Below are 24,952 nucleotides of genomic sequence, written 5' to 3'. Positions count from 1 at the left end.
CAGGGTTTCCTTTTCCGACCAGAACAGCAGCGTTGTGTGCCCCTCAGGGCCGGGAGGAGAGGGGCGGGAGGTCCGGCACGTCGACCGTGACCTCTCCGCCCGCGAGAGCGGCTGCGCGGGACAAAAGACTCTTGCGCTCCTCTGCATACGAGGCCTGCGAGATCTCCCGCTGGTTCTCCGCCCGGGCCCGCGCGGCAGCCTTTGTCTCGCGTTCGCGCTGCAGTTCCGCGAGCGCGGCCGTGAGACGCCGCTCGTCGACCACCCCCGGGAGCGCGGCATGAGTCTCCTGCAGTGCTGCGCGCTGCTCCTGGACCTCCCTCTGCCGGCAGAGGACCCGTCGTATCCCGGCGGGCAGGGTCTCCGGGTCCGAGAAGAGGCGGACCTCCTCCTGGTTCTTGAGGAGGAGATCCTCCCGCCGGATCATGGCAAGGACGGCCGGCATCACCGCCTCTATCTGGTCGACCCGGGCACCCTCGTCACCAGGGAGGCCGCCCGTGCAGGCGTCGAGGGCCCGGCCGATTGCCGTAGCTGTCTCGCCGTCTCCTGATTTTTCAGCCGCCTTCTCGGCTTTCCGGAAGACGTGGATGGCGGGGGTCCGGAGGGCTGCGATCTCTCGCCCGGCCTCCTCATCCAGGGCGTCGAGTTCCCGGATTCTCTCCTCGACCTCCTGCTTTCTCGCGTAATCAGGGCGCAGCCTGAGGGCGGCGATGTCGGCTTCGGCCTCCCGGATCTTTCTCTCCGCCTCCTCGATCGCCGTTTCATACTCCCGCACCTGACCGGAGGCGGCGACATACTCCTCGCGGACCCGGATGAGGAGTTCGTACGTCTTCCGGGTATCCTCCACCTGCTGCCGGTCCGTCCGGGCGCGGGCGATCGCCTCCGTCATCGCGTTGATCTCCCTTCCAAGGTCCCTGACGGCGGTGCGCACCTCCTTCATCTCGTCCGGGTAGGGGGCGGAGAGGTATTTTCCCTGTCCTTTCAACACCTTGAGCGCGCTCTTCAGGGTCTCGGCAGAGGTGCTGTAGAAGGCCTCCGGGTCGCCCGAAGGCTCGCGGGAGAGGATCTGGGTCATAGACTTCGTGAACTGGGGGAGCGCCTTTTTTGATATATCCCGGAGCCGGGGGTGGACCGCCTCATCAGCGTCCGCCGTCTCCATGCGGGCGACCACCTCCCGGAGATGTTTGAGGGTGCCGGTGATCGCCTCCCGCGACGGCGCCGTCGCACTCAGGAGACCGAGCGCGATCTCCTCCTCGCGGGCATCCAGCCATCCCGGGAGGTCGTCAACGGAGAGTTCCAGGTTCTCTTTCTCCGGTTCGGTCCGCCGGAAGAGGTCTCGGATCTGCTTGAACATGACTCACCCTATTATGACGACCGTCCCCATCAGGGTTCCGCCCATCAGTCGCTCCCCGCGATCCGCTGCAGGCGTTCCACGCCGCGGATCTCCCGGACGACATCCACGACTGCAGGGGGGACCAGGTGTTCCCAGGGCTCGCCGTCAAGCATCCGCTGCCTGATGGCGGTGCCGGAGTGCGTCTCCCGCTCGTACATGTCGGGCGACTGGACGTCCACCCCCGCTTCGCTGAAGAGCTGCATGACAAGAGGGTTGCTCGAGTAGACCGTATCGAACGGCGGGGTCATCGACCGGACGTGGGCGACCCAGAGGGCGTTTCTCTGGATGTCCTCGATCGGGATGACGTAGAACGGGCATTCGAGGTCGGCGAGCGACCGGGTGAGCATCAGCACCCGTTCCCCGGCCGTGAAGGGGTTCGCCACGGTGTGGGAGAGCTGGGCGCTCCCGACCCCGATGACGATCTCGTCGGCAGAACAGGCGATCCGCTCCAGCACCGACTGGTGACCGTTGTGATAGGGCTGGAACCGCCCGATATAGAACCCCCTGCTCATATCCGCCCGCCCCCGTGAGCGATCTGCGCGGCAAATGCGCCCGCCGTGAATCCGGCGTCGATGTTCACGACCGCAAGCACCGAGCATGCCTGGAGCATGCTCGCAAGCGCCGCTTCGCCGCCTCCCATGTAGCCGTAGCCGGTGCTCACGGGAACGCCGATCACCGGGCGGTCGACGAGGCCGGCGACGATCGCGGGGAGCGTCCCCTCCCGGCCGGCGGCCACGATGAAGACGTCCGCCGGTATCAGGTCCCTGAGCGCCGAGAAGAGGCGGTGGATCCCCGCCACACCGACGTCGTACGCGGTCCTGACGTTGCACCCCATCTCCTCGGCGATCAGCTTCGCCTCCTCGGCGACCGGAATATCGGACGTTCCCGCGGTGAGAATGGCGACGGTCCCGCCCCGGTGATCCGGCTCGTTGCCCGTCGAGAGGATGACGGCCCGTGCCGCCTCCCGGTGCTCCATCCGGACCCCCGGCGGCAGCCGCACCTGCAGGGCCTCAAGATGCGCCGGCGAGACTCTCGTCGCGACGCACCTCCCGGCCGCCTTCACCTGCGCGAGCATGATATCGGCAAAGGTCAGGGGGTCCTTTCCTTCGGCGAGCACCACCTCGGGCATCCCGCAACGCACGCTCCGCCCGGCATCGATCCGGGCCATTTCGTCGAGGACCTCGATACGGAGCCCTTCGATGGCGGCCGCCGCCTCGTCCTCAGATACCTCACCGCTACGATACATCCGGAGGATGTCCCTGATGGTGGCATTCGGCAGCATAGTTCGATAACAAAAATAGGAGTGGAAGTATAATATTACTTCATCTTATGTCCTACCTCGTCTACGTTGCAGGGTTCGGCGTTGCCGTCACCGTCTTCCTGTGGCTCCGCGACTTACGGATCTTTTACCGGACTGGTCTATCCGGCTACCGGACGGCGGCATACTGGGGGGTACCCTGCACGGCGCTCGCCCTGCTCGGTTTTTTCATCACCGCGTTTGCCGAAGCGTGGGAGTACCTGGGTCTCGGCCTGGTCCTGTTAGCCCTCTACCTCCAGGGCCGGGCCGACCGGGAGAACGTGTGGCACAATGAAGGCGCCGCCGAGCGGTTCTTCGGCAGGGCACAGCGCACAAAAGATAAGGGTTCACGCAAGAGACTTTAGTTCAGGAGACTACCAATGCTTCAGAAACCACGGGGAACACGGGACTTTTTACCCGACGAGATGGAACGGCGGCGACTGATCGAGCGGCGGATGCGCGAGACGGCCCGCCGGTGGGGATACCGGGAGGTCAGCACGCCCGACTTCGAGCACCTTGAACTCTTCACGATGAAGTCCGGCGAAGGGATCATCCAGGAGATGTACGTCTTCGAGGACAAGGGCGGGCGGCAGATGACGCTCCGGCCCGAGGTGACGGCGGCGGTGCTGCGGATGTACGTCAACGAGGGCAAGGTCCTCCCGAAGCCCATCCGCTGGTGCTACTTCGCCGACTGTTTTCGCTACGAACGCCCGCAGAAAGGCCGGTACCGGCAGTTCTGGCAGTTCGGCGTCGAGCTCATCGGTTCGGACACTCCACTCGCCGACGCCGAGGTGATCATGCTCGCCAATGAGGCGCTCCAATCAAGCGGGGTCACCTTCGACCTCCACGTCGGCCACCTCGCGCCGATGAAGCACCTCCTCGCCGATCTCGCCCCCGGCGACCAGCGGGCGATCATGGCCTGCCTCGACAAGCACGATGCGGCAGGGCTTGAGGCGGCGCTCGTCGGGAAGGGTCTCACCCACCTCGCCGAACCCCTCGCGGCCCTCTCGGAGTGCCGCACCGTCCCGGAGGTCTTTGAGATTGCCGGCGACGTCCCGGAGCGTGCGCGGATCGAGGAGACGTTTGCGCTCCTCGACTCCCAGAACATCAACTACCAGCCCGACTTCGGCATCGCCCGCGGCCTCGACTACTACACGGGGATGGTCTTTGAGGGGTTTGCGAGGAACCTCGGCGCGGAGAACCAGATCCTCGGCGGCGGCACCTACCGGCTCGCCCACCTCTTTGGCGGCGACGATGTCGCATCCTGTGGCTTTGCCATCGGCTTTGACCGGGTCATGGTCTCGGTCGGGGATTTTTCGCTTGCGCACGAGCCCGTCGTCGGCGTCGTCTGCACGCCCGAAGCGCGGGCACGGGCGCTCGAGGTCGCCCGGGCCTTCCGGGGCGCGGGGGTGAGGACCGAGGTCGACCTCATGCAACGGGGGATGGGCGCCCAGATCTCCCACGCCGCAAAGACCGCTGACTTTGCGGTGGTGCTCGGGAAGCGCGAGGTCGAGGCGGGGACGGTGACCCTCAGGGACCTCTCCTCCGGCGAGCAGCAGGAGAAGAGCCTTGAGGACGCCATCGCTGAGGTAGCACGGCATGGTGCTTGCTGAGGATCTCGCAAGACAGCAGCGGAGCATCAGCGTCGCGGAGTTCTTCGAGAAGAACAAGCACCTTCTCGGGTTCGATTCCCCGACGCGCGGGATCATCACCACCATCAAGGAGGCGGTGGACAACGCCCTCGACGCCTGCGAGGAGGCCGAAGTCCTCCCCGACATATTCGTCGGCGTACGGAGGGTCGATGCCGAGGTCTACCGGATCACGGTCGAGGACAACGGCCCCGGGATCGTGCCGGAGAACGTCCCCCTGGTCTTCGGGAAGCTCCTCTACGGCTCCCGGTTCCACCAGATCCGGCAGAGCCGGGGGCAGCAGGGGATCGGGATATCGGCGGCGGTGCTGTATGCCCAGCTCACCACCGGCACCCCGGCGCTCGTCATCTCCCGGACGGGAGCGAAGGCGTCGGCGCACCGGTTCGAGCTGATGATCAGGACCGAGACGAACGAGCCCGAGATCGTCAGCCACGAGGAGATCGACTGGGACCGGATGCACGGCACAAGGCTTGAGATCCAGTTCAAGAGCACCCTTGCCGCGAAGAAGCGGCTGCTGGACTACCTCCGCCTCACCGCGATCGTCAACCCGCACGCGCGGGTCACGGCCGATATCGACGGCGAGGTGACGACGTTTGAGCGGGTATCAAGCGAGGTCCCGCCGTGCCCGAAGCCCGTCCTCCCCCACCCGCACGGGATCGAGTTCGGGGCGCTGAGGAGGCTCGCGGCCGCGAGCACCGGGACCGTCGATGAGTTCCTCATCGGGAGTTTCTCCCGGGTCGGGAAGAAGACCGCAGACGAGATGATCGCTCTGGCCGGGCTCAAACCCTCCCGGAAGGTGAAGAACCTCGACGCCGATGAGCTCAAACGGCTCCTTGACGCCATGCAGAGCGTGAAGGTCCCCGCGCCGCCGGCGCAGCAGTGCCTCTCCCCCATCGGGGAGGACCTGATCTGCAGGGGGCTTGAGAAGGAGATCCAGCTCGACTTCGTCAGGGCCCGGACCCGCCCGAGCGCGGTCTACGGCGGGCACTCGTTCATCATCGAGGCTGCGATCGGCTACGGCGGCAAGATTCCCCCCGAAGGGAACGCCCAGCTCTTCCGGTTTGCAAACCGCGTCCCGCTCCTCTACCAGCAGGGCGCCTGCGCGATCACGAACTGTGTTGCGCAGGTGAACTGGAGAAACTACGGTCTCTCGCAGCAGGGCCTTCCCACGGGCCCGGCGCTCGTCATGGTCCACGTGGCGTCCACGAACGTCCCCTTCACGAGCGAGAGCAAGGATGCGGTCGCCTCCATCCCGGAGATCGAGCGGGAGATCGTCCTCGTCCTCCAGGAGCTCGGCCGGGAACTCAAGACCTACCTCTCCCGCCGGGAGAGGAAGAAACTGCAGGACGACCGGGCCCGGGCGATATGCTCGATCATCCCGGAGATCGCCGCGAAAGTGAGCGAGATCGTCGAACTTCCCCTGGTGGATACCTCCCCGATCGAGGGTAAGATCATGCGCAAGGTCGTGGCGAAGAAACGGACGAGCGACGGGAAGGTCTGTATCGATGTGAACAACTACACGGCCGGAGAGGTCACGCTCGTCCTCTACAGCCTCTCCCGTGATGCGGGGGAGGACGCGGAGCCCCGGCCGGACTTCGTGGACGAGATCGACGGGGAGTACAACAAGGTCTGGCGGTGCACACTTGCCCCCGGGGCGGTCTGGCGGGTCGTCTATACGGGGGCGGGGGATGGGTCGCTCGACCTCCGCGGCGTGGAGGACGGCAGGAAAGTGGTGGTGGATCTCGATGTCTAGGGAAGAGATGGATACGCTTGCGCGCGAGCGGTTGGTGGGCATCGCCCGCGGGTGGTATGACCAGATGCAGGACGGCATCGTGCCCTACATCCGGCTGCCGACGCGGACGAAACAGAATATCGAGTATGACGATGAGAGTGAGGTCTGGAAGTACGGCGAGAAGGAGAGCACCCGGTCGGCGGCGACCGAGAAGAGTGCGGTCCATCTCCTGAAGATGGCCTACGTCATCGGGTTCCTGAAGAGACAGCTCATCGAGAACCGGTCGTCGACATTGAGAGAGCTCTACTACATATCCGAAGGGTGGAAAAGAGCGAAGTTCGCCGCCCAGGACGAGAGCAACCTTCTCATCGAGGATCTCGAGATCATCGCCGACGTGCAGCGGGAGGCGTTCCACCTCAGGCCCGAGGAGGACGGCGCCTCGATCTTCGGACCCCTGCGGATCCGGGAGACGACCCGGCGCGGGGTGCGGGAGATGCACTGCCAGGAGGACGTCGGGGAAGCGGGCTACCCGATCCCGAACAACGTCGACAACATCGACTTCGTCGACCATGACGCGAAGTTCGTCGTCGCCATCGAGACCGGCGGTATGTACGCCCGTCTGATGGAGAACGGGTTCGACGAGGAGTACGGGGCGATCCTTGTCCACCTCAAGGGGCAGCCGGCGCGCTCCACGCGGCGGGTCCTCCGGAGGCTCAACGAGTCGCTCAACCTCCCGGTCGTGGTCTTCACCGACGGCGACCCCTGGTCCTACCGGATCTACGCGAGCGTCGCCTACGGCTCGATCAAGAGCGCTCACATGTCGGAACTTCTCGCGACGCCCCAGGCGCAGTTCATCGGGGTGCAGCCCTCCGATATATCCGACTACAACCTCCCCGCCGACCACCTCACCGAGCAGGACATCAACGCCCTGAAGGCAGAGCTGACCGATCCGCGGTTTGCGACCGACTACTGGAGGAACCAGATCAACCTGCAGCTTGAGATGAAGCTGAAGTCGGAACAGCAGGCGTTCGCGAGCCGGGGGCTCGACTTCGTGACGAAGGAGTACCTGCCGACGCGGCTATCGGAGATGGGGGTTATCTGAGGGACCCGCTCCTGCAGGGCCGTGATTCACCCTCTGTGGCGCTCGGACCTCCGGCATCCCGCCCATCAACCGTCGAGGCCTGACGACTTTCTGCACTTCACCGGGTTACACCCCTCATCCTTTTTGCCGGGAGATCCAATCGTCCATGGAGGCGAACTCTCCGCGAGGATCAGCCGGGAGAAGGGTCGGCGACCGCCCTGGAGATCTCAGGCACCGACTCGGGCGGCTTGCGACCGCCGGAGTTGGCTCTCGCTGGCCGGGATATGATCGTATCTCTCCATGTGTGTCCCCCCGCTTCGTGCGTAATTGGCCTCTCGGCGCCTTATTCATTCAGGGAGGAGCGCTCTCATCGCCCTCACCTTGTTCCGGATCGATGCTCGCTCAAAGCCGAAGAAGAAACTGATCTCCTGCCCGAGGGGAGGGGCGCCCTTTCCCGACCGGATCAGGTCTTCATCCTGGCAGGCTGCGTATACGATCGCCGCACTCCAGAGGACCCCGTCTCCCCGCAAGAGCGGTGCGGTCGGATGGTCAGAGAGGATCGTGACGATCCTCCTGCAATGCTCAAGGATGGTGTCATCCTTAAACCGCTTACAGAAATCCTCGCATCTCTCAAATATCATGGTGACGCACAGTCTGCTGGAGAATGCTTCTGTTATTCCGCTATCGAGCAAGCTGGAGAGTCTTTCCCGAACCTCTTTGTTGTCAAGGTCGATCCCGGCCATCCTGGCGAGTTCCTTCACTGCGAAGGCGAAGGATGCATCTATGTCGGTTATGGAGATGCCTGCCTCCTTTGCTTTCATCAGGATGTACCTGAAGATGGCCTGACTCTTCTCCGGGCTCGCGGCTGCTTCCTGGAAGGCGGGTTCAGCCTGTTTAAGGGCGGCGATGAGTTCGGAAGCGTTTGTGAGGCTGCCGGATGCCTCCATGCGCGAGAGGAACCGGCAGAGAATCGGGACGGCGCTCTCCGGCCAGTCATCCAGGAAGATCGGGTTTTGCGCCAGGTGTCCGATCAGGCACCTCTGCACGGATGGGGCATCCCATGCATCGATCTTCGCTCCATAGAGAGATGCATGAACGTACAGAAGGCTATGATAGTATCTCCGGCCATACAGGCGTCCTTATCCCCGTATACCGCCCCCTCTTCCTCGACGAACGCATCGATATCGGGTCCGATATCCTGGATGACGGCAGCAATCGCGGCGTTCACCTCCGCCTCATCGTCATCCGGGATCTCATCCGGTTCCTCAGGAACGATCCCATCCGTGCTCCATCCCGGCGGATACCAGAGATGCGCAGCGATGGGATCCTCGGCATAGCCACAGACGCCGTTTCTTGGAGAGTTGGCAATGGTCTCCACACAGTCGGGGTCGTGATCGGTCGAAGAGAGGCATTCGCGACAGTAATAGTGCGGGATATCTTCGTCAGGGTCGTCCAGGATAAAAGCAGCCTCGCCGCCGCAGAGGTCGCAGGGGATAACCGGCGGATTGTTCCGTGCGATCAGGCAGAGCGGCCCGCCCGGCGGGGCAACGGGCGTCTCTCCGATCACCTTCAGGTCCAGCGATGTAGTGGAGCCGAAGTCGTAGTCATAGGAGAACGTGCTGCCCGGAGAGACGAGATGCGAGAGGGGGACGCCCATGGCATTTCTGGAATACTCATCGTCCGAGTCGTAGGCGACTCCCCCGATCTTGAAGGAACTGAGATGGTCGCAGCACTCCACCCATACGTCGCGGATCAGCCGGTCGAGATCTTTAAGCCGGGCGCCGTGTCGCGCGAGGACTACCAGCCAGTAGTCTTTGTTGTACCGCCCCTGTATCACGATGAGGAGGGAGGGTTTCTTTCCGGTGGGCCAGCCCGACGCCTGAAGGCAGGCCATGCCGTGCTTGAGAGCCCTCCGTTTTGTCACGGGAGCTCTGCAGAGCAGGCAGGTACCGGGTGAGGCCTTTGGTGCCATTCACCGAAAAATATGAGCGTCAAGGGATAAGAATGATCGTGGGCCTGCCACCTTCCCCGGGGAACGCGACCGGGGCACCCTCCGCATGACCGGGCTACCGTATTCCGTGGGTTTGGTAGGCCGGCAATGGCCGTTTCGGGGGCTTCACCAGCTGTCCCTTATGGGCGAGGTTCTCCTGTCGATATCACTTTCACCCCGCACGGCGCGCCTTAATGCCTGATGGGGACAACAGCAATCAAAAACAGGATTGGTTGAGAAGATGTTACGAACCTGGATTGTGATCGACAGGATCCGGAAAGATGGGCTTATCTTCGCCTCGGACTACTCGGACTGCGACCATTCGATGGAGGGTTTCAGGAAGGTCATGTTCCGGGCGAAGGAAGGGCCGGCCTTCAGGGCCGGGGCGGCGTACTCGCTTGAGTACGAGACGGAGGATATCCTCAAACCCTTCGTGCAGCAAAGCCGGAGCGGGAAGACAACCTGCAGTTATCCCCACAGGTTCTACCACAAAATCACAAACGTCACTCTGGTAGCAACTGACCCGGATCCGGACCTCCTGCTGGACCTCTGACCCCCCGAGACTCACGAATCCCCGCGCACGGTCTATCAGAGCGATACAGCATCGCGAATCTGGAGAAATGGTGCAGCGAGCGGCCGGCAACCTTGTGGCGGCCCGGCAGCTCATACTACCAGGGCGCACACAGAGGTTCCAAAGAGACGTCACAACCCTTCCAGCCATTCTGCGATCGGGATAATGTGGACGGCCCGCCCGTCGATGATCGTCTCCGCCGATTCCGAAGCAGTGACGATCGTTCCTTCGTCGAGGCTGTGTGCATCCATCGCCTCGACAAGGCCACGCATCTCCCGCCGTCTCGTAGTGTCGTCCTGCAGGGACTGCGTCACCTGGACGGCCAGAACGATCGTCCGGCCTGACCTGACCAGGAAGTCGCACTCGTAGCGGTCCCGGTGGTAGAAGACATCGCCGTACTTCTTCATCAGGGCGATGAAGACGATGTTTTCCAGGAGTCTTCCATGATTTTCGGAGAACGCAAATGCAACTGCGTTTATCAGGCCGGGATCCACGAAATAGATCTTTTTTGGGTTTGCAACCTGTTTTTTTACAGAATAATCGAACTTCATCAGGGGGTAGAGGAGAAACGCGTTCCCGGCGTACTCGATGTACTCCCTCACGGTATCCGGTGCGATATTGAGAGTCCTGGCGATCTGGTTGTACGAGGCGGCGTTCCCAGCATTTGATATGAGGTAATAGAGCAGGTCCGTAACCTCACTGTTCTTCCTCACCTTATTCGGGTAGATGATGTCCTTAAGGTAGATCGTCTCGTAATAGTTTTTGAGGATCTGCATCTTCAGGTCCTCGTCCTTTTCAAGGACCACCCGGGGGAAACCGCCGTATTTCAGGTACATCTCGAAATAATGCCTCTTCTCGATGATTGTCGGGTTTACAATCCCCTGGATGCGGAGGAACTCAGGGAAAGAGAGAGGGTACACAGTACAGGAAAAATACCGGCCGGAGAGGAGGCGACTGCTCTCCTGCCTGAGCAGCGAGGATGTGGAGCCGGTCAGGATGCATTTGACCGTACTCTTCGTGTCATAGAGGGTTTTGATGGTGGGCACCCAGGAGGGGTAGTGCTGGACCTCGTCGATGCAGAGATAGAGCCGTTCGAGACCGGGATGGCGGGCAAGATGGTCCTCGACGATGCGACGGATCAGCCAGGGGTCGTCTGCCATCGAGAGGAGGAGTGGTTCATCCATGGTAATGAAGAGGATAGCCCTGCCGGGCACGCCTCTTCCAAGAAGAGAACTGATGATCTGGTACACCAGCGTCGACTTCCCTGTCCTGCGCGCACCGATAAGGAGGAGCACCTCCGGTGCATCAAGGTACTGCATCAGGGAGGGAAAGAAAGAAAGCCGCTCAACGCCGGTTTCAAACTCTTTTCCGAACCACCAGGGGTTCTGGCTCTCGAGTGCGATCTGCAGTTTTTCATCCATTTATCGATCATACTCGATGATAATTCATAATAGTGTCGATTATGATCTATGATTTTCCGTATCCCGGAAAGAGCGTCCGGGGAACTCCCCCTGCGCACGCCGGGGAATGGGGGCGGTGCCCTTTCGTAAGGTTCGCGAATCCCCGCGCACGGCTAATTTTTACGTCAGAGGGGGCGAACATGACACTTGCAGGCGTGGATCACAGCGCTGCTCGAGCCAGCGGGTATGTTTGGGGGGTGATTGCCGCAAAGCCCCTCCCTCACGGACGGTGTAGTTCACAGCACACAGTCGTGGCAGTCCTGGGCCCCGCACGCAAGGTTATCGATCTTCCACCGGAGCGCCCACCGCTTGATAACTTTGATCACCTCGACCATCGCAAGCCCGCTCCCGGTGAGTGTGTACTCGCTCCGGACGGGGACGGTTCCGGCCTCCACCCTCTTCTCGACGAGGCCTTCTTCCTCCAGCTCCTTCAGCCGGGCCGAGAGGACCTTCGCCGTGATCCCCGGGAGCCGCTCCCTCACTTCGGTGAACCGCCGGGTGTAGCCTTCCCCTTTGTAGAGTTCAAGGATGATCAGGAGCATCCACTTTTTTCCCAGGTACTTGACGGTCTGATTGACCGTACACTCGTCCTGCATGGTATAGTTAGAGAAACCTCCTCCTACCTATACTCTGGTATCTAATGGATACCTTGTATCAAAAAGATACCATGGAGTGAGCATGAATGTTCTGCAACCAGTGTGAAGAGACGGCAAAGGGCTTTGGCTGCACCGTACGCGGCGTCTGCGGCAAGGATATGGAAACCGCCGGGCTCCAGGACGTCCTGATCTACCTCCTCAAAGGGCTCTCGGTCCGGAACCTTGCGGCGACGAAGAAGGGCGGCGGGGACCCCCGGGCAGGGGGGTTCGTCGCGGGGTGCCTCTTTGCCACCCTGACCAACGTGAACTTCGACCCTGCGCGTTTTGAGGCCGCGATCCAGGAGGCGGCCCGTATCCGTGACGCCCTCCCGCCGGCCGGGGACGAGGAGCCCGCGGCCTGCACCTGGGTCCCGGCGAGCCAGGAGGCGATCGCGACAAAGGCGCAGGAGATCGTCGCCGCCCGGGAGACCGTGGACCCAGACCTGCAGTCGCTCCGCGACCTCCTTGTCTACGGGCTCAAAGGGATCGGCGCCTACTCGCACCATGCCGAAGTCCTCGGCTACGAGGATGAGGAGGTCGCGGCCTTTCTGCAGGAGGGGCTCGCTGCCACGCTGCAACCCCTCACCGTGGACGAGATGGTCGGCTACGTGCTCGCGTGCGGCAAAGTCGGCGTGAAGACACTCGCCCTCCTCGATGCGGCGAACACCGCTGCCTACGGGACGCCGGAGATCACGACCGTCGGCACCGCGGCAGGCACGCGCCCGGGCATCCTTGTCACCGGCCACGACCTCAAGGACCTCGCCGACCTCCTCGAACAGACGCGAGGGACAGGGGTGGATGTCTACACCCACGGCGAGATGCTCCCGGCGCACGCTTACCCCGGCCTTCGGAAGTACGAGCACCTCGCCGGGAACTACGGCGGGTCCTGGCCCTTCCAGCGGGAGGAGTTCGAGCGGTTCAACGGCCCGGTCCTCGTCACCACGAACTGCCTCGTCCCCCCGAAGGACTCCTACCGCGACCGGGTCTACACCACCGGGCTCGTCGGGTTTGCGGGGCTCAAGCACATCGGCGCCTCCCCGGACGGGAAGAAGGACTTCTCGGCCCTGGTCGAGCACGCGAAACGGTGCAAGGCCCCGGAGGACCTCTCCCGCGGCGACTTAATCACCGGGTGCGCCCACGCCCCGGTTCTCGCTATAGCCGATACGGTCGTCGACGCGGTGAAGTCCGGCGCAGTCAGGCGCTTTATCGTGATGGCCGGCTGTGACGGGCGCCATGCTGAGCGGGACTACTACACCAGGTTTGCGAAGGCCCTCCCGGCCGATACGGTCGTCCTCACCGCCGGGTGCGCGAAGTACCGCTACAACAGCCTCGGTCTTGGGGATATCGGAGGCATCCCCCGCGTCCTCGACGCCGGGCAGTGCAACGACTGCTACTCCCTGGTGGTCATCGCCCAGGCCCTCGCTGAAGCGTTCGGCGTCGGGATCAATGAACTCCCGATCTCGTACAACATTGCCTGGTACGAGCAGAAGGCGGTGCTCGTCCTCTTAAGCCTCCTCTCGCTTGGTGTCAAGGATATCACCCTCGGCCCCCGCCTCCCGGCCTTCATCTCGCCCGGAGTCCTGAAGGTGCTCGTGGAGAACTTCGGGATCCGGGGGAACACGACGGTCGAGGAGGACCTTGGCCTGATGGTGCCGGGGAACTGAACACTTTTTTTCCCGAAGAGTCGGATCTCGTGAACCCGGGTGCGGGCCTTGATTGATTGACCGGGGAGACTTTGCTGGTCGGGCGTGCTAATTTTGTGCAGGTCCGACCTCAACATCCCCCTACTTCGAACGACTTCCACCTCTCACGTTGGAGGTGGTTGAACTCGAAGGCGCTGCAGGGGTGTTTCTTGCCGGAGGTTCGCACTTCGTCACCGGGTGCACAGGGCCCGGCCTCAGAAGCGGAGCGATGGAACGCTCCGGCATCCGGGGTGCCCCGGGCACGTGCAATTAATATAGTGCCCGGTATGACCCTACCAGAGGAGAGGGAAATGCAGATCACGAGTGCTCCTGACGGGACTATCCTCATCGGTGGTAAGGTTGTGACCGCGCTCGATCGCTTTGTGGCTTCGGTGACGGAGATTATCGAGCAGTATGCCAGATACGTGATCGTCAGTGGGTATGTCGCAATCCTTTTTGGCAGGGCCAGGGGCACGGAAGACATCGATCTCTTCATCGACTATATGGACCGCGATACGTTTCGATCGTTTGCCGAAGAACTCCTGGCACGAGGGTTCTATTTCCTGAACTCGGATGACGTCGGCGAGATTTATTCGATGCTCCGCGACGGGTTGGCCGTGCGGATTGCAGAGGAGGAGAGGATCATCCCGAACGTCGAGATGAAGTTCAAGAAGGACGACTTCGACCGTTACGCGATGACCATGGCGAGAGCGGTGATGTTCGACGATATCCGTTTTTTCATATCGCCCATCGAGCTGCAGATCCCCTACAAACTCTATCTAGGGAGCGACAAGGATATCGAGGATGCCGTCTATCTCTGGGTGTTGTTCTGCGAGATGCTGGACGGGGATCTCATGCGATCGTTCATGGAGCGCCTGCATGTCCGGGGGGAACCGTATGGAATTGGGGTTTGACCGGGAGAAGAACCGGCAGGGGAGGCTGGCCTTTGTCCGGAGACATGCTCTCTGGGTCAGACGGGTCCCAAACGAGGTCTGGAGCCGCGAGCAGGCCGATCTGATCGATGCGTTCCTTGCGAACGCCGGAAGTTACGCCCTCTCCCGTGCGCGGTACCTCGAGATGCACCAGGCTCTTGCGAAACGGCGGCGCCCCGGATCGGTGGATAAACACGGTTCCGCATGATCCCAGATGACTTCGCACTCGTGCTCTTTGGAGGAGGATGTACTTTTACGTGAGTGGGACGGCGTAACTCCCGGCGTTCGCCAATTGCTTAAAGCGATTGAGAGTTATGATCTCCTGGAGGACGACAATGCCGCATAACTACGCAATCGAGATCATCTCCAGCGATGAGGATGAGGGGTTCATCGCCGTGGTTCCGGAACTTCCGGGGTGCTCTGCCTTCGGCGAGACCGAGGAGGAGGCGCTCCGGGAAGTGAAGGTCGCTGTCTCCCTCTGGCTTGAGGCCGCCCGTGAGGAGGGGAGAGTTATCCCGGAACCTGCCGGCAGGGAGCGGCTCCGGGATATCCTTGCCGGGAAGGGCGCCGCGTCTGGATCGTGAGCGCGAATGGCGCTTCTCAAAGCGCACACTGTTTTTAAGCAACTGAGTCTCGGGCTGGCTCTTCCGTGCAGATCCCACTCACTCTGGAGTTACCCGGTCCCTTCATATTTTATCCATGGCCCTGACTGTTCTGCGGTTCACTCAAACTCCGCGAGCGCCACCACCGGCACCCCCTCGAGGTCGTCAAAGACCACCGGGTAGAGCCGTAAGATCCAGGGCTCCCCAAGCAGCCGCCCGTAGGAGAGGTCCACATCCTCAAGCAGGAAGATGTGCGGGTGGTTGCAGAGGAACGCGCGGTGGGCCTCTCTCCCCTCCCCGGGGTTTGCAGGGGTGGCGATGGATATAGTATCGATCCCGAAGAGCCTGAGGGCCGGGTTCTGCATGCGGAGGAAGCCCGGCACCTCGTGGTGGACCCAGGGGTGCCTTTTCGCGTAAGCCTCCGGGTCGCTTTCCCGGAGCCGGCCGCTGCCGGTCTTCACGAAGAGCGCGCGGGCGTTCCGGACCACGTCGAGGTGCGGGAGGAGATCGTGGATCCGGACCGGCTCTTCGCCGGTCCTGAGTATCTCGATGCACCGCGCCGGTGCAAAGACCGCCTCCGGCGCAAGGAGGGCCCTGACCGTGCCCCCGCCCGGGCAGAAGTGCCGGGGGAGGTCGATATGCGTCCCGGCATGGCTGGAGAACGTGATCAGGCTCTTTTCCTCCACATCTCCCTCTTTAAAGGTCTTTACAGGGGTGATCGTGAGCGGTTCCGTTCCGGGGTAGAGCGGGATCTCCCGGTTCAGGGGGTATGAGATCGGGATGAGCATACGCTCCCCCGTAGGTACTCCCGGAGTTCATGAAGGTTCTCCACGATCCCCTCCACCCCCGGCCGGCCGGCAAAGCGGTCCGGGTCACCGGGCCGGATCCTCGCGACGAACCGGACGTTGGTCTCGTGGGCCGCCTGCCAGTCGTTCGGGGCGTCGCCGACGAAGAGGGCCTCGCCGGGGGATGCGCCGGTCTCGGCAAGGATCTCCCTGATGCACTCGGCCTTCGTCTTCGGCGAGCCGTAGATCCGGACGAAGTACTTTGTGAGGTCCCGGCGGCGGGCGATCTCATGCATCTCGCCCTCCGGGGTCGCGGAGACGATGTAGAGCGGGAGCACCCGGGAGCAGTCCTTGAGGAGGGGCTCCGCCCCCTCGACGTAGGGGACGGTGAGCATGGCATCGAAGATCAGCCCAACGTACTCGCTTGCGAGCCGCTCCTCCTGCTCGGGGGTGAGGGGCTCGTCGAGGATGTTTGCATAGATGTAGCGGAACTTGTCGTATCGGGACATCCCGCCGTTTTCGAGGTGGAAGGCGATGATCTCGTCGAGGTGCGCGGGGGGCACGAAGGAGAAGATCTTTCTGAATGCGACGGTCTTTAGGGGGATGGATTCGACGATGACGCCGTCGAAGTCGAGGATGAGGACTGTTATCATCGGACGTTTCACCTGCATTTAATCCAGATAGGGTGAATAACGACATAGCATATAGTTTCTGTCAGAAGACTAACCGGAATAGCCACCTCTAATATATCATTCCCCGTCTATTTTTTAGCGACGGGCGATTTTACCCCCATTGAGCCGATCAGATCCCTGGAAAGCGAGGTGAGTCCTAATTTCACCGCAGCCAGGTACCTCACTGTAATTGCTCTTCGAAGAATCAGTAATATTACTGCTATCTTTTCGAAAGCGGTGAGATCAAATTTGTATTCAAAGAGCATTTTGATCGAGTTGAAGATCAAAAATATGTATCCAAAATAATTATTGATCTTAGAAAGACCCAGAGACCGAGTCGTGTTGGTCGGAGAGCAGCCAGCAAAGCCCGGCCCATTGATAAATAACCCCGGATCCGTTTTTCCAATTTGTCCATGCAGAGCAAGAAACAAAACAAACGTATTATCTTCACCAAAAAAGTTTTTGAACTTATAAGACCGTGCGACATCCGCCTTCATCAGACCATAGAATTCGATATTTCGATATTGATTGAGAAGTAATTTCTTGATGCCGGAAATTTTCCCCATACCGGCGGTTGTTATATCCGATGTCAATATACTCTCCTGTTGCGAAGTGCCGCTCCTTTTCGCAGCCTCGCTGTAACACAGAACAAGCGAATCATTTTTGAAAAACTCCTGGAGATACTTTTCGATACAGGTATCCTTCCACCCATCATCATCCGCAGCCCACATAAAATATTCGCCGGTAGATTTCCCTATGACAAATTCGAAATTATATGTGGGCCCTTTATTTACTTCCTGCCGATAATACTGGATTCTGGGATCCTTCGCCATAAACTCTCGGACTACTGCCCCGGTCTCCGGTCCAGGAGAACAGTTATCCGAGACAATGATTTCCAGATTCCTGTAAGTCTGTCTGGTAATGCATTTCAAGGTCCGCCGCAGTCCGACTGGTCTGTTATATGTCGGGATGCCCACACTGACAAGAGGCTCGATCATTAGCGTATCCCGATAGCTATTCACTACTTACCACCCCTTACACCGCATCGTAAACACAATTCACATTCAAAAGCCATATCTGTCCGGCAAGGACAGGTTCACGTCATATAGGGAGCCTCGGTGGGAAACCATGGTGCTAAAAGGTGCATTCGCACCGATAACTATACGCACCGGCATTTCTGTGTCATATGTGTGCTGCGGCATTTGCAATATAGTTCCTGATATCTGGATCCTCTTATACCTTGTAAAAAAGTATACTTCTACGCTCTTTAATCTTTAACGCATTTCAAGTAGCCATCCGGGGCGACAGTGATCAACAGTTTGTCTTCAATTTCTCTATCAATGACAAACCGATCACTCTTTTTTAAGAACTCCCAAACAGCAGTTTTTGGATTATTTCCTCTCCCCCAGGATCGGTCGGTCGAATAGACCTCGGGCATATCTTCGACAATTGTATCAAAGACCACGCAGTAACTCCCTTTTGTCACAAGCGACGAATATAACTCAAGTTCCTGCAAAACATGGCCATGGGTGTGCAGAGAATCAAGGGCGACCAGTACACGCTTCTTCCCCTGCGCATGATTATATACCTCTTTGATCACGCGTAGATCTACACTTGACCCCTCAATCATTGTGATTCGCTCAAACATCGGGTGTTTCTCAATCTCCCGACGGTTCTGTTCCCGGATGTCAATATCTATGCCAAGGACCGCCCCGTTTCCCCCTATCAACTCCAGCATCGAAGCGTAAAATATCAAGGATCCTCCGTGCGCAATCCCGGTTTCGATGATGAGATCTGGCTTTACGTTCCAGATGATCTCCTGCATCGCCATGATATCCTGAGGGTACTGGATGATAGGTCGCCCCATCCAGGAGAAGTTGTATGAATATTTTGTACGAATTGTATTATCCATAAATGAATTCGACGCCTGGTGCAACTCTTCATCATGTGCGTAACTCTTAATCCGCTCATCGCATTCGTTTTGAAATGTCTTTGGAGCCATCTTAGTATCCCCGTTCTTTTAATGGTGTCCCTGAAACTACTTAGGATGATTGCTGTCCAATACTGTGGACAGAACATAGCCGTATCGCTTTTCTACCAGAAATTTGTTTTTTAATCTCGTCGGTGTAATTCTCGTTCATGATGACAATCAGGCCGTTTTGTGCAAGCTGATCCGGAGAGATTACCATATGTCCACTCCCAGGGATAAATCCTCCCTGTTTGTCTGGATTAACGTCCACAATACCGGAGATAAATTCGGCATCGGGATCGATTAAATTTGCATACATTACCCCTTTTGCGCCTGCGCCCCACAGGAAAATAGCACCTTTTTCGCTTAAACTTTTCAGGAGAGAACGGCTTTTTCGGACAAAACTCTGCTCGTGTCTTGCATATTTTTCAGCTAAATCAGGGATTTCGTTCTTCGATTTAGCTCTAATTCCGTTGCAAGCATTTTCCTCCACAGGTTTTGCAACAGACAGCATATACTGCCCCCTGAATGTCTTAATCAGTTCGACAGGGCCAAAACCTGCAATCCTCAATGCGGATGAAAGAGATTCAGGTGAGAAATAGGAACAGTGCTCATAGCAAAAGTCCCAGAATGTGTTATTTTCAAGGATCCATCTGACATCCGGGGTTTCGAGAAAGACTGTGGAGGGGCTCTGCTTGTCAAGTGCAGCTTGAATATTCATCAAAAATTCTATGGGACTGGCAATATGTTCAATTACATGACGGGAGACAACCACATCCGCGCAAAAATCAGCGTATCTCCGATCATAATAATCAACGATAAACCGGGCTCTCCCGTTGCAGTCGGATTCTGGACCACGGTAGCTCGGATCGAATCCAACTCCAGTGTTTCCATTCCGCTCATCGGAAAGGAGAAGCCTTAAAAAAGTACCATCGCCACATCCAATTTCGATGATACGGGAATGTGTTACGCCTTTGCTATAGGTGAGGCACTCTGAGACCTTTTTCATGTAGTGGTTGAAATAGTCAGAAAAATGCTGGCGATTATCGTACGCATTTCCATATAATACCGAATTTTCATCAAACGCCTTATTGAAGACAAAACCACAAGATCTACAACAAGATAGGTACAGATCTCCTCGTGGCACAGAAGTCGCGGATCTTCTATCAGAAAAGATCATATTCTGCACAACAGGCATCTTATTTCGCTCGAGGAACACAAACGTATCCTGTGATCCGCAAACGGGGCAAATTTGACAACTCATTCTTGTACCCCTATTTTTTCCCACCATGAGATCGTTTCCATAACTCCCTTCTCAAGGGGATATCGCTGGCGCCATCGAACTTCCTTTTTCAGGCGGCTGGTATCCGCTACAATGAAGGGGGGCTCATTCTCACGTGCCGGGAGGGCACCGAACTGGACATCATCTTCTTTGCCAAGACGGCGAGCAATCTGCATAACAAGTTCTTTGATCGAAACCGGCTCTCCAGATCCGATATTGACATTTCCAGTTACCTCTGAGTCAAGGAGCGCCACAAACGCGTCTGAAACATCAGCAATATACAGAAAATCACGAACCTGATCTCCGTGCGTGCATCGTGCAGGCTTATCATTCAAGAGAGACAGAATAACCGAGGGGACAAGTCGCACCGGATATTCGTATGGCCCGTATGGTTGAAAGATTCGGCCCCACGCAAATTCAAAACACATTTTGTCTGCATATTTTTCACCAATAGACTGAAGGTAGTGCTTGCATGATCCGTAATATGTAGATGGTACTGTCGGGGTAAGGTTTTCAATACAATAGCCGTACCGTACATCATACTCAATACAGGTTCCGGCACATACCGCTCTTGTACCTCCGGATTCAGCAAATTCACGGAGAAGATGCAGGCTGGAGTCAAGCCAGCTAAAGTTGTTTATCGACTCAAGATACGATCCCGGTGTGACGTCCCATGCAAGGTGAAGTAAGTATGCAGGTGAAAAAGAGCTGAATAAATTTTTAATATCGTTACCATTTAGAAGATCTGCCTTGTGCCATGTCACAGTCCTTTCATCATGAATAATTTCAGGTGTTTTTGTTCGATAGACGCAGTGAACATCAAAACCTTTCTTGACAAGCGGCTCTAGGGCATGCCTGCCAATAAAACCGGTCGCCCCGGTCACAAGAACTGTTTTCATAGGACATGGTCCGGATAGTTCCGATCTTTCTCGGATATGATCTTGGCAGGATGCGGCCAGAGAATCCCGATTGCCGGATCGTCCCACCGTACCCCTCTTGCACATTCAGGATGGAAGAACTCGGTCATCTGATAATATACCATACAATCGTCTTCCAGGGTCTGAAATCCATGCGCGCATCCCTTCGGGATATACACCATATTAGAATTATGTTCACTCAATTCTGTAGCAAACCACCGGCAATAGGAGGATGAATCTCTCCGCAGATCCACTACCACATCATAGATCGATCCCCTGACACAGGATACAATCTTTGCCTCTTCAAATGGCGGAACCTGATAGTGCATCCCGCGGAGCGTTCCTGATTTCTTGTTGTAGGATATATTGCACTGGGCGATCTCTGTTTCAAGTCCGTTTTTCCGGAACTCCTCTTTGCAGAATGACCGTGCAAAAAACCCCCGCTCATCTATGAGAGGCTCCGGTTCGACGATGTACACGCCCTTGATCTCTGTCCCGATAAAGATCATGCATCGATCACCCTGACATCGGGAATGGGAATGATAAATTTCCCTCCCCACTCACGGACGAATGAAAGTTGCTCCATAATCTCTTCTCCGATGTTCCATGGCAAGATAAGGATGTAATCAGGTTTATCGATCTGTATCTGGTTCGGATGCTTTATAGGAATATGCGTTCCCGGCAGGAATAGGTTCTGTTTGTGGGGATTTGCATCAACGGTATAGTCAAGAAAGTCCGTCCTGATCCCGCAGTAATTCAGGAGCGTGTTTCCTTTGGCAGGTGCACCGTAGCCCACAACGGTTTTGCCTTCATTTTTAATGGCGATGAGAGACGCAAGCAGCGCTCTCTTGGTTGCCTCAACACGCCTGCCGAACTCTTCGTAAGTAACCGGATCGAGTAATCCCGCACGTTTCTCTTTCTCCAGCACCTCGGCGACGCGGGGTGATGTCTCATGTATCCGAGCGGCCTTGTGTTTCGCATAGATCCGCAGTGATCCGCCATGCGTGGAGAGTTCATCAACATCAAAGATCTCGAGCTGATGCGCGTTAAACAGATGCCGCACTGAATGCAGGGAGAGGTAGGAATAATGCTCCTGATAGATAGTATCGAACTGATTATTCGCTATAAGCTTGAGAAGATGAGGGAATTCCATTGTGATGATCCCTTGGGATTTTAAAGCGATGCGCAATCCTTCAACAAAATCATTCAGGTTCGGGTTATGTGCAAGTACATTATTTCCGATGATGAGATCGGCCCTGCTGTCCTGAGCGACCACGTTCTTTGCATAATCGGTATTAAAAAAGGTGATGTCGGTCGGGATACCCTTTGCAATGGCAACCTCTGCTGTACCTGCTGCCGGCTCCACACCTTTGACGGGGATATGCTGTTCTTTGAAATACTGAAGCAGATACCCATCGTTGCTCGCAATTTCCATCACAAGGGAATCCTTGTCATAGCCGAATCTCCCTATCATCATCGCGACATATGTTTTGCAGTGAGCCAGCCAGCTTGAAGAGTACGAAGAAAAGTACGCATAGTTGGATGAAAAGATCCGGTCGGGCGCTTCAAACTCATCCAGTTGAACCAGTGAACAGTGTGGACAGTAATAGCACTCAAGAGGATAATAAGGCTCCATCACATGAGTGTCTTTTTCCGAAAGATATCCGTTTGACAGGGGCGAGTTACCCAGATCCAGGAATGGCCCAGGTAATGGTGAACCACAGGAGCGACAGGATTTCATTCTTCACATCCTCTTTTGGAGGTCCATATATTCATCAATATGGGCACACCGCTGGTCGAAGACCATTTCGGGGGTTAGGTTTTTGATCGCATATTCATCCAGGGTTAAGCGAATCATAGTATCAACGTCCAGAATCGGATGCCAGTTAAGTTTGTGGATTGCCTTGGATATATCCAGGCTGAGGAGTCCGGCCTCATGGGGAGTGTCACGTTTCGGTGTCTCTATCATCCCGCCTCTACTATGTTCGATAAATTTCCGTATCAACTCTTCAACCGTCAAATTGTTCCGGTATAATGGCCCGAAGTTCCAGGCACCACTGAATGAATGCCCGTTCTGGATCATTGCCGCACCTAACAGGAGATACCCATAAAGAGGTTCAAGGACATGTTGCCAGGGTCTGACCGCCCCGGGGTTCCTGAGGCAAATAGGTTTCTTTGCTTCAAGCGATCGCATGAAATCCGGAACAATACGATTTTCCGACCAGTCTCCTCCACCAATCACGTTGCCGGCACGTACGGAAGAAATTGCCGGAGTATTGTCTGTTGAAAAAAATGATCGGATATACGATGATATGACAATTTCTGCAGCACCTTTTGAAGCGCTATACGGATCATGCCCGCCGACAGGATCGGTTTCCCGGTACCCGTAGATCCACTCCCGGTTCTCATAGCATTTGTCACTGGTTACCATCACGCCTGCCTGAACAGATGACGTCCGGCGAATGGCCTCAAGAATATTGGCAGTACCCTGTGTATTGATCTCAAACGTTTCACGAGGCGTGATGTAAGACTCAGGTACCAATGGTTGGGCCGCAAGGTGGAACACCATCTCAGGCTCTGTTGCAGAAAAAATTTCCAGGATTCTTTCATATCGACGAATGTCGCAGGAATAATGGGTTATGACTTGTTCCAGTCCGCAGGCAACGTAATTGTCGCGGGATGTCTTTGGAGCCAGCCCTATGCCAGTGACCGTGGCTCCAAGACTATGGAGCCAGAGTGCAAGCCACGATCCTTTAAATCCGGTATCCCCGGTGATGATAATCTGTTTATCAGCATAGATTTCTGAAAGAACCATGCGCCTGCTCACCAGATTTTCCAGAATGCTTCGCCGGTATCCCATAACCGATTCAGGTATTCCATATCACGGATGGTATCCATGCATGCCCATCTTCCGGGATGTTTGTATACCATCAACTCCCCTGCCGCCGCAAGTTCCTCAAGTGGGCCTGCTTCCAGATCGCATGCCCCATCGGGAGTCAAATTGTCGAAGAAAGCGCGGTTAAATACGTAAAAACCCCCGCTGACGTAATGATTGGATGTTGAGGGTTTTTCCCTGAAGTGCTTTACTTGGTTGCCTTTAAGGTGCAGTTCACCGAACTGCGATGCCGGAGATACTCCGGTAACCGTTGCCATCTTACCGTGCGACCGGTGAAATGCAAGAAGTTGATTGATATTAATATCTGCAACCCCGTCCCCATAGGTCACCATGACCTCGTCACCAATGAGATATTTTTCAACGCGTTTTAATCGGCCGCCTTTTAGTGTGTTTTCGCCCGTATCAACAAGGGTGATAGACCAGTTTTCGGTCTCATTTGAATCGCAGGGCAGAAATGATACGGAATGGTGATTTCCGAGTTTAATACAAACATCCTGACTCATCAAGTGGTAATGATAAAAATACTCCTTGATCAGGTTTCCCTTGTACCCGAGGGGCAAGATATAATCTGTATGCCCATATTGAGCAAAGATTTTCATGATGTGCCAGAGAATTGGCTTACCTCCAATCGGGACCATAGGTTTTGGGCGATATTCAGTCTCTTCCCGTAACCGGGTTCCGAGACCCCCACAGAGAATAATGACCTGCATTGTACAACGTCCTTGCTTTAGGTTGTTAATTGTCTCCTGAACCTTCTAACTCTCATCCAAATGTTGTTCGAGGTGTTCCAAGAACTATAGTGATAAAATGACGGTTTTGTTCAAAGAGAATGAATTTGAGGCGGACATACATTTCTCACTGCAAATCGGAATAAATTAGCTCCAGTCCAACAAGGCCTCAGGGGTCGCACACGCGGGTCTCTATATTCCCCTCATTTTTCTAACGATTATACTTCACATCGTTATCTGAATCCGCAGGTATAAATATATTGGCAATATGCATCCAGAAAATAAACATTGAGAGCAATATACCGATCATCCGCAGTAAGAACTACCCCTCTCTGAATATTCAAAACCGCAAGATCTTTGTACTTTGAGCAAATAACCTTCAATATGCCTCTCGTTGATGGTTTCGACGACACCTCGATCCTCTCCATCGGCCATCTCGGCATTGTCGCCGGTGCTTACGACTCCCTCCAGATCGCTGATGTGATCGACGCTGCTCTCCCGAAAACCCGTCCCCACCATCTCAGCCACGCCCAGGTGCTCAAAGCCATGGTTCTCAACGGTCTCGGGTTCATCGAGCGCCGTCTCTACCTGTTTCCCGACTTCTTTGACGACATCGCCGTCGAACGTCTCCTCGGGGAGGGCATCACGCGGGACCACCTCAACGACGATGTGCTCGGCCGAAC

27 protein-coding genes are annotated in these 24,952 nt (G+C 57.1%); 10 read left to right on the top strand and 17 right to left on the bottom strand.

What is annotated here, in order from left to right:
• Positions 1 to 43: 43 nt before the first annotated feature.
• Genes QZ408_RS00135 through larB form a run of 3 tightly spaced genes read right to left on the bottom strand, consistent with a single transcriptional unit; the run spans position 44 to position 2,672 of the window.
• Positions 44 to 1,351 carry a hypothetical protein gene (locus QZ408_RS00135; RefSeq protein WP_292488639.1) on the bottom strand — a complete coding sequence of 436 codons (1,308 nt, stop codon included), beginning with the start codon at positions 1,349 to 1,351 and terminating at the stop codon, positions 44 to 46.
• A gap of 44 nt (positions 1,352 to 1,395) precedes the next feature.
• A complete protein-coding gene (locus tag QZ408_RS00130; protein ID WP_292488637.1) occupies positions 1,396 to 1,902 on the bottom strand; it encodes a nicotinamide-nucleotide adenylyltransferase in 507 nt (168 codons plus the stop codon).
• The gene (larB, locus tag QZ408_RS00125) at positions 1,899 to 2,672 is read right to left on the bottom strand and encodes a nickel pincer cofactor biosynthesis protein LarB (RefSeq protein ID WP_292488635.1); all 774 of its coding nucleotides are present in this window, start codon (positions 2,670 to 2,672) and stop codon (positions 1,899 to 1,901) included. Before larB ends, QZ408_RS00130 begins: the two co-directional genes overlap by 4 nt.
• Before the next feature lie 47 nt (positions 2,673 to 2,719).
• Here larB and QZ408_RS00120 point away from each other — a divergent pair, with 47 nt between their 5' ends.
• The 4 genes from QZ408_RS00120 to QZ408_RS00105 are packed head-to-tail and all read left to right on the top strand — an operon-like array spanning position 2,720 to position 7,170.
• Positions 2,720 to 3,052, top strand: coding sequence for an ABC transporter permease (locus QZ408_RS00120; RefSeq protein ID WP_292488634.1), 333 nt, complete (start codon positions 2,720 to 2,722; stop codon positions 3,050 to 3,052).
• Positions 3,053 to 3,067: 15 nt separating this feature from the next.
• Positions 3,068 to 4,300: a histidine--tRNA ligase gene (gene hisS, locus QZ408_RS00115; RefSeq protein ID WP_292488633.1), complete on the top strand. Its 1,233-nt coding sequence runs from the start codon at positions 3,068 to 3,070 to the stop codon at positions 4,298 to 4,300.
• On the top strand, positions 4,287 to 6,089 hold the full coding sequence (locus QZ408_RS00110; protein ID WP_292488631.1) for a DNA topoisomerase VI subunit B: 1,803 nt from the start codon (positions 4,287 to 4,289) through the stop codon (positions 6,087 to 6,089). The genes hisS and QZ408_RS00110 overlap by 14 nt, the downstream gene beginning before the upstream one ends.
• Entirely contained in the window at positions 6,082 to 7,170 is a 1,089-nt protein-coding gene (locus QZ408_RS00105; protein ID WP_292488629.1) for a DNA topoisomerase IV subunit A, read from the top strand. The genes QZ408_RS00110 and QZ408_RS00105 overlap by 8 nt, the downstream gene beginning before the upstream one ends.
• Positions 7,171 to 7,496: 326 nt before the next feature.
• Here QZ408_RS00105 and QZ408_RS00100 read toward each other — a convergent pair whose 3' ends face one another.
• Both QZ408_RS00100 and QZ408_RS00095 read right to left on the bottom strand, forming a co-directional pair.
• Positions 7,497 to 8,195, bottom strand: coding sequence for a DUF6398 domain-containing protein (locus QZ408_RS00100; protein WP_292488627.1), 699 nt, complete (start codon positions 8,193 to 8,195; stop codon positions 7,497 to 7,499).
• Entirely contained in the window at positions 8,180 to 9,073 is an 894-nt protein-coding gene (locus QZ408_RS00095) for a hypothetical protein (protein ID WP_292488626.1), read from the bottom strand. Before QZ408_RS00095 ends, QZ408_RS00100 begins: the two co-directional genes overlap by 16 nt.
• Positions 9,074 to 9,380: 307 nt before the next feature.
• Here QZ408_RS00095 and QZ408_RS00090 point away from each other — a divergent pair, with 307 nt between their 5' ends.
• Entirely contained in the window at positions 9,381 to 9,692 is a 312-nt protein-coding gene (locus QZ408_RS00090; RefSeq protein ID WP_292488624.1) for a hypothetical protein, read from the top strand.
• 149 nt (positions 9,693 to 9,841) lie between these two features.
• On the opposite strand, the gene QZ408_RS00085 is transcribed toward QZ408_RS00090, so the two are convergent.
• Together QZ408_RS00085 and QZ408_RS00080 are read right to left on the bottom strand one after the other, a co-directional pair.
• Positions 9,842 to 11,131 carry an ATP-binding protein gene (locus QZ408_RS00085; protein ID WP_292488623.1) on the bottom strand — a complete coding sequence of 430 codons (1,290 nt, stop codon included), beginning with the start codon at positions 11,129 to 11,131 and terminating at the stop codon, positions 9,842 to 9,844.
• Positions 11,132 to 11,406: 275 nt separating this feature from the next.
• Complete coding sequence (locus QZ408_RS00080; RefSeq protein WP_292488621.1) at positions 11,407 to 11,766, bottom strand: helix-turn-helix domain-containing protein; 360 nt, start codon at positions 11,764 to 11,766, stop codon at positions 11,407 to 11,409.
• A gap of 86 nt (positions 11,767 to 11,852) precedes the next feature.
• Here QZ408_RS00080 and hcp point away from each other — a divergent pair, with 86 nt between their 5' ends.
• From hcp to QZ408_RS00060, 4 genes are all read left to right on the top strand, one after another.
• Positions 11,853 to 13,469, top strand: a complete 1,617-nt coding sequence (gene hcp, locus QZ408_RS00075) for a hydroxylamine reductase (RefSeq protein WP_292488619.1) — start codon at positions 11,853 to 11,855, stop codon at positions 13,467 to 13,469.
• Between the two features lie 329 nt (positions 13,470 to 13,798).
• Positions 13,799 to 14,401: a hypothetical protein gene (locus QZ408_RS00070; RefSeq protein WP_292488617.1), complete on the top strand. Its 603-nt coding sequence runs from the start codon at positions 13,799 to 13,801 to the stop codon at positions 14,399 to 14,401.
• On the top strand, positions 14,385 to 14,627 hold the full coding sequence (locus QZ408_RS00065; protein WP_292488615.1) for a hypothetical protein: 243 nt from the start codon (positions 14,385 to 14,387) through the stop codon (positions 14,625 to 14,627). The genes QZ408_RS00070 and QZ408_RS00065 overlap by 17 nt, the downstream gene beginning before the upstream one ends.
• A 127-nt stretch (positions 14,628 to 14,754) precedes the next feature.
• Positions 14,755 to 15,003, top strand: coding sequence for a type II toxin-antitoxin system HicB family antitoxin (locus tag QZ408_RS00060; RefSeq protein WP_292488613.1), 249 nt, complete (start codon positions 14,755 to 14,757; stop codon positions 15,001 to 15,003).
• Between the two features lie 137 nt (positions 15,004 to 15,140).
• On the opposite strand, the gene QZ408_RS00055 is transcribed toward QZ408_RS00060, so the two are convergent.
• From QZ408_RS00055 to rfbF, 10 genes are all read right to left on the bottom strand, one after another.
• The gene (locus QZ408_RS00055; RefSeq protein ID WP_292488612.1) at positions 15,141 to 15,809 is read right to left on the bottom strand and encodes a cyclase family protein; all 669 of its coding nucleotides are present in this window, start codon (positions 15,807 to 15,809) and stop codon (positions 15,141 to 15,143) included.
• Positions 15,782 to 16,459: an HAD hydrolase-like protein gene (locus QZ408_RS00050; protein WP_292488610.1), complete on the bottom strand. Its 678-nt coding sequence runs from the start codon at positions 16,457 to 16,459 to the stop codon at positions 15,782 to 15,784. Before QZ408_RS00050 ends, QZ408_RS00055 begins: the two co-directional genes overlap by 28 nt.
• Before the next feature lie 107 nt (positions 16,460 to 16,566).
• On the bottom strand, positions 16,567 to 17,475 hold the full coding sequence (locus tag QZ408_RS00045) for a glycosyltransferase family 2 protein (protein ID WP_292488608.1): 909 nt from the start codon (positions 17,473 to 17,475) through the stop codon (positions 16,567 to 16,569).
• Positions 17,476 to 17,744: 269 nt separating this feature from the next.
• Positions 17,745 to 18,479, bottom strand: a complete 735-nt coding sequence (locus QZ408_RS00040) for a cephalosporin hydroxylase family protein (RefSeq protein ID WP_292488607.1) — start codon at positions 18,477 to 18,479, stop codon at positions 17,745 to 17,747.
• A 40-nt stretch (positions 18,480 to 18,519) separates the two neighbouring features.
• The gene (locus QZ408_RS00035) at positions 18,520 to 19,626 is read right to left on the bottom strand and encodes a class I SAM-dependent methyltransferase (protein ID WP_292489210.1); all 1,107 of its coding nucleotides are present in this window, start codon (positions 19,624 to 19,626) and stop codon (positions 18,520 to 18,522) included.
• 80 nt (positions 19,627 to 19,706) lie between these two features.
• Positions 19,707 to 20,627 carry an NAD(P)-dependent oxidoreductase gene (locus tag QZ408_RS00030; protein ID WP_292488605.1) on the bottom strand — a complete coding sequence of 307 codons (921 nt, stop codon included), beginning with the start codon at positions 20,625 to 20,627 and terminating at the stop codon, positions 19,707 to 19,709.
• Positions 20,624 to 21,154 (bottom strand): dTDP-4-dehydrorhamnose 3,5-epimerase, encoded by a 531-nt coding sequence (rfbC, locus tag QZ408_RS00025; protein WP_292488603.1) that lies wholly within the window; start codon positions 21,152 to 21,154, stop codon positions 20,624 to 20,626. Before rfbC ends, QZ408_RS00030 begins: the two co-directional genes overlap by 4 nt.
• Positions 21,151 to 22,386, bottom strand: a complete 1,236-nt coding sequence (locus QZ408_RS00020) for a class I SAM-dependent methyltransferase (protein ID WP_292488601.1) — start codon at positions 22,384 to 22,386, stop codon at positions 21,151 to 21,153. The genes rfbC and QZ408_RS00020 overlap by 4 nt, the downstream gene beginning before the upstream one ends.
• Positions 22,387 to 22,389: 3 nt before the next feature.
• Positions 22,390 to 23,460, bottom strand: coding sequence for a CDP-glucose 4,6-dehydratase (rfbG, locus tag QZ408_RS00015; protein WP_292488598.1), 1,071 nt, complete (start codon positions 23,458 to 23,460; stop codon positions 22,390 to 22,392).
• Between the two features lie 8 nt (positions 23,461 to 23,468).
• Positions 23,469 to 24,251, bottom strand: coding sequence for a glucose-1-phosphate cytidylyltransferase (gene rfbF / locus QZ408_RS00010; protein ID WP_292488596.1), 783 nt, complete (start codon positions 24,249 to 24,251; stop codon positions 23,469 to 23,471).
• A 402-nt stretch (positions 24,252 to 24,653) separates the two neighbouring features.
• Between rfbF and QZ408_RS00005 the strand changes: the two genes are divergently transcribed.
• Positions 24,654 to 24,952 (top strand): DUF4277 domain-containing protein (locus QZ408_RS00005; RefSeq protein ID WP_292488594.1); only part of this gene is annotated, 299 nt, incomplete at its 3' end.

It is taken from the genome of Methanoculleus sp. 10 (assembly GCF_913757945.1).
GTDB lineage: Archaea > Halobacteriota > Methanomicrobia > Methanomicrobiales > Methanoculleaceae > Methanoculleus.
The sequence above is the reverse complement of the archived record's forward strand: the minus strand, read 5'-3'. Positions and strand labels throughout refer to the sequence as shown.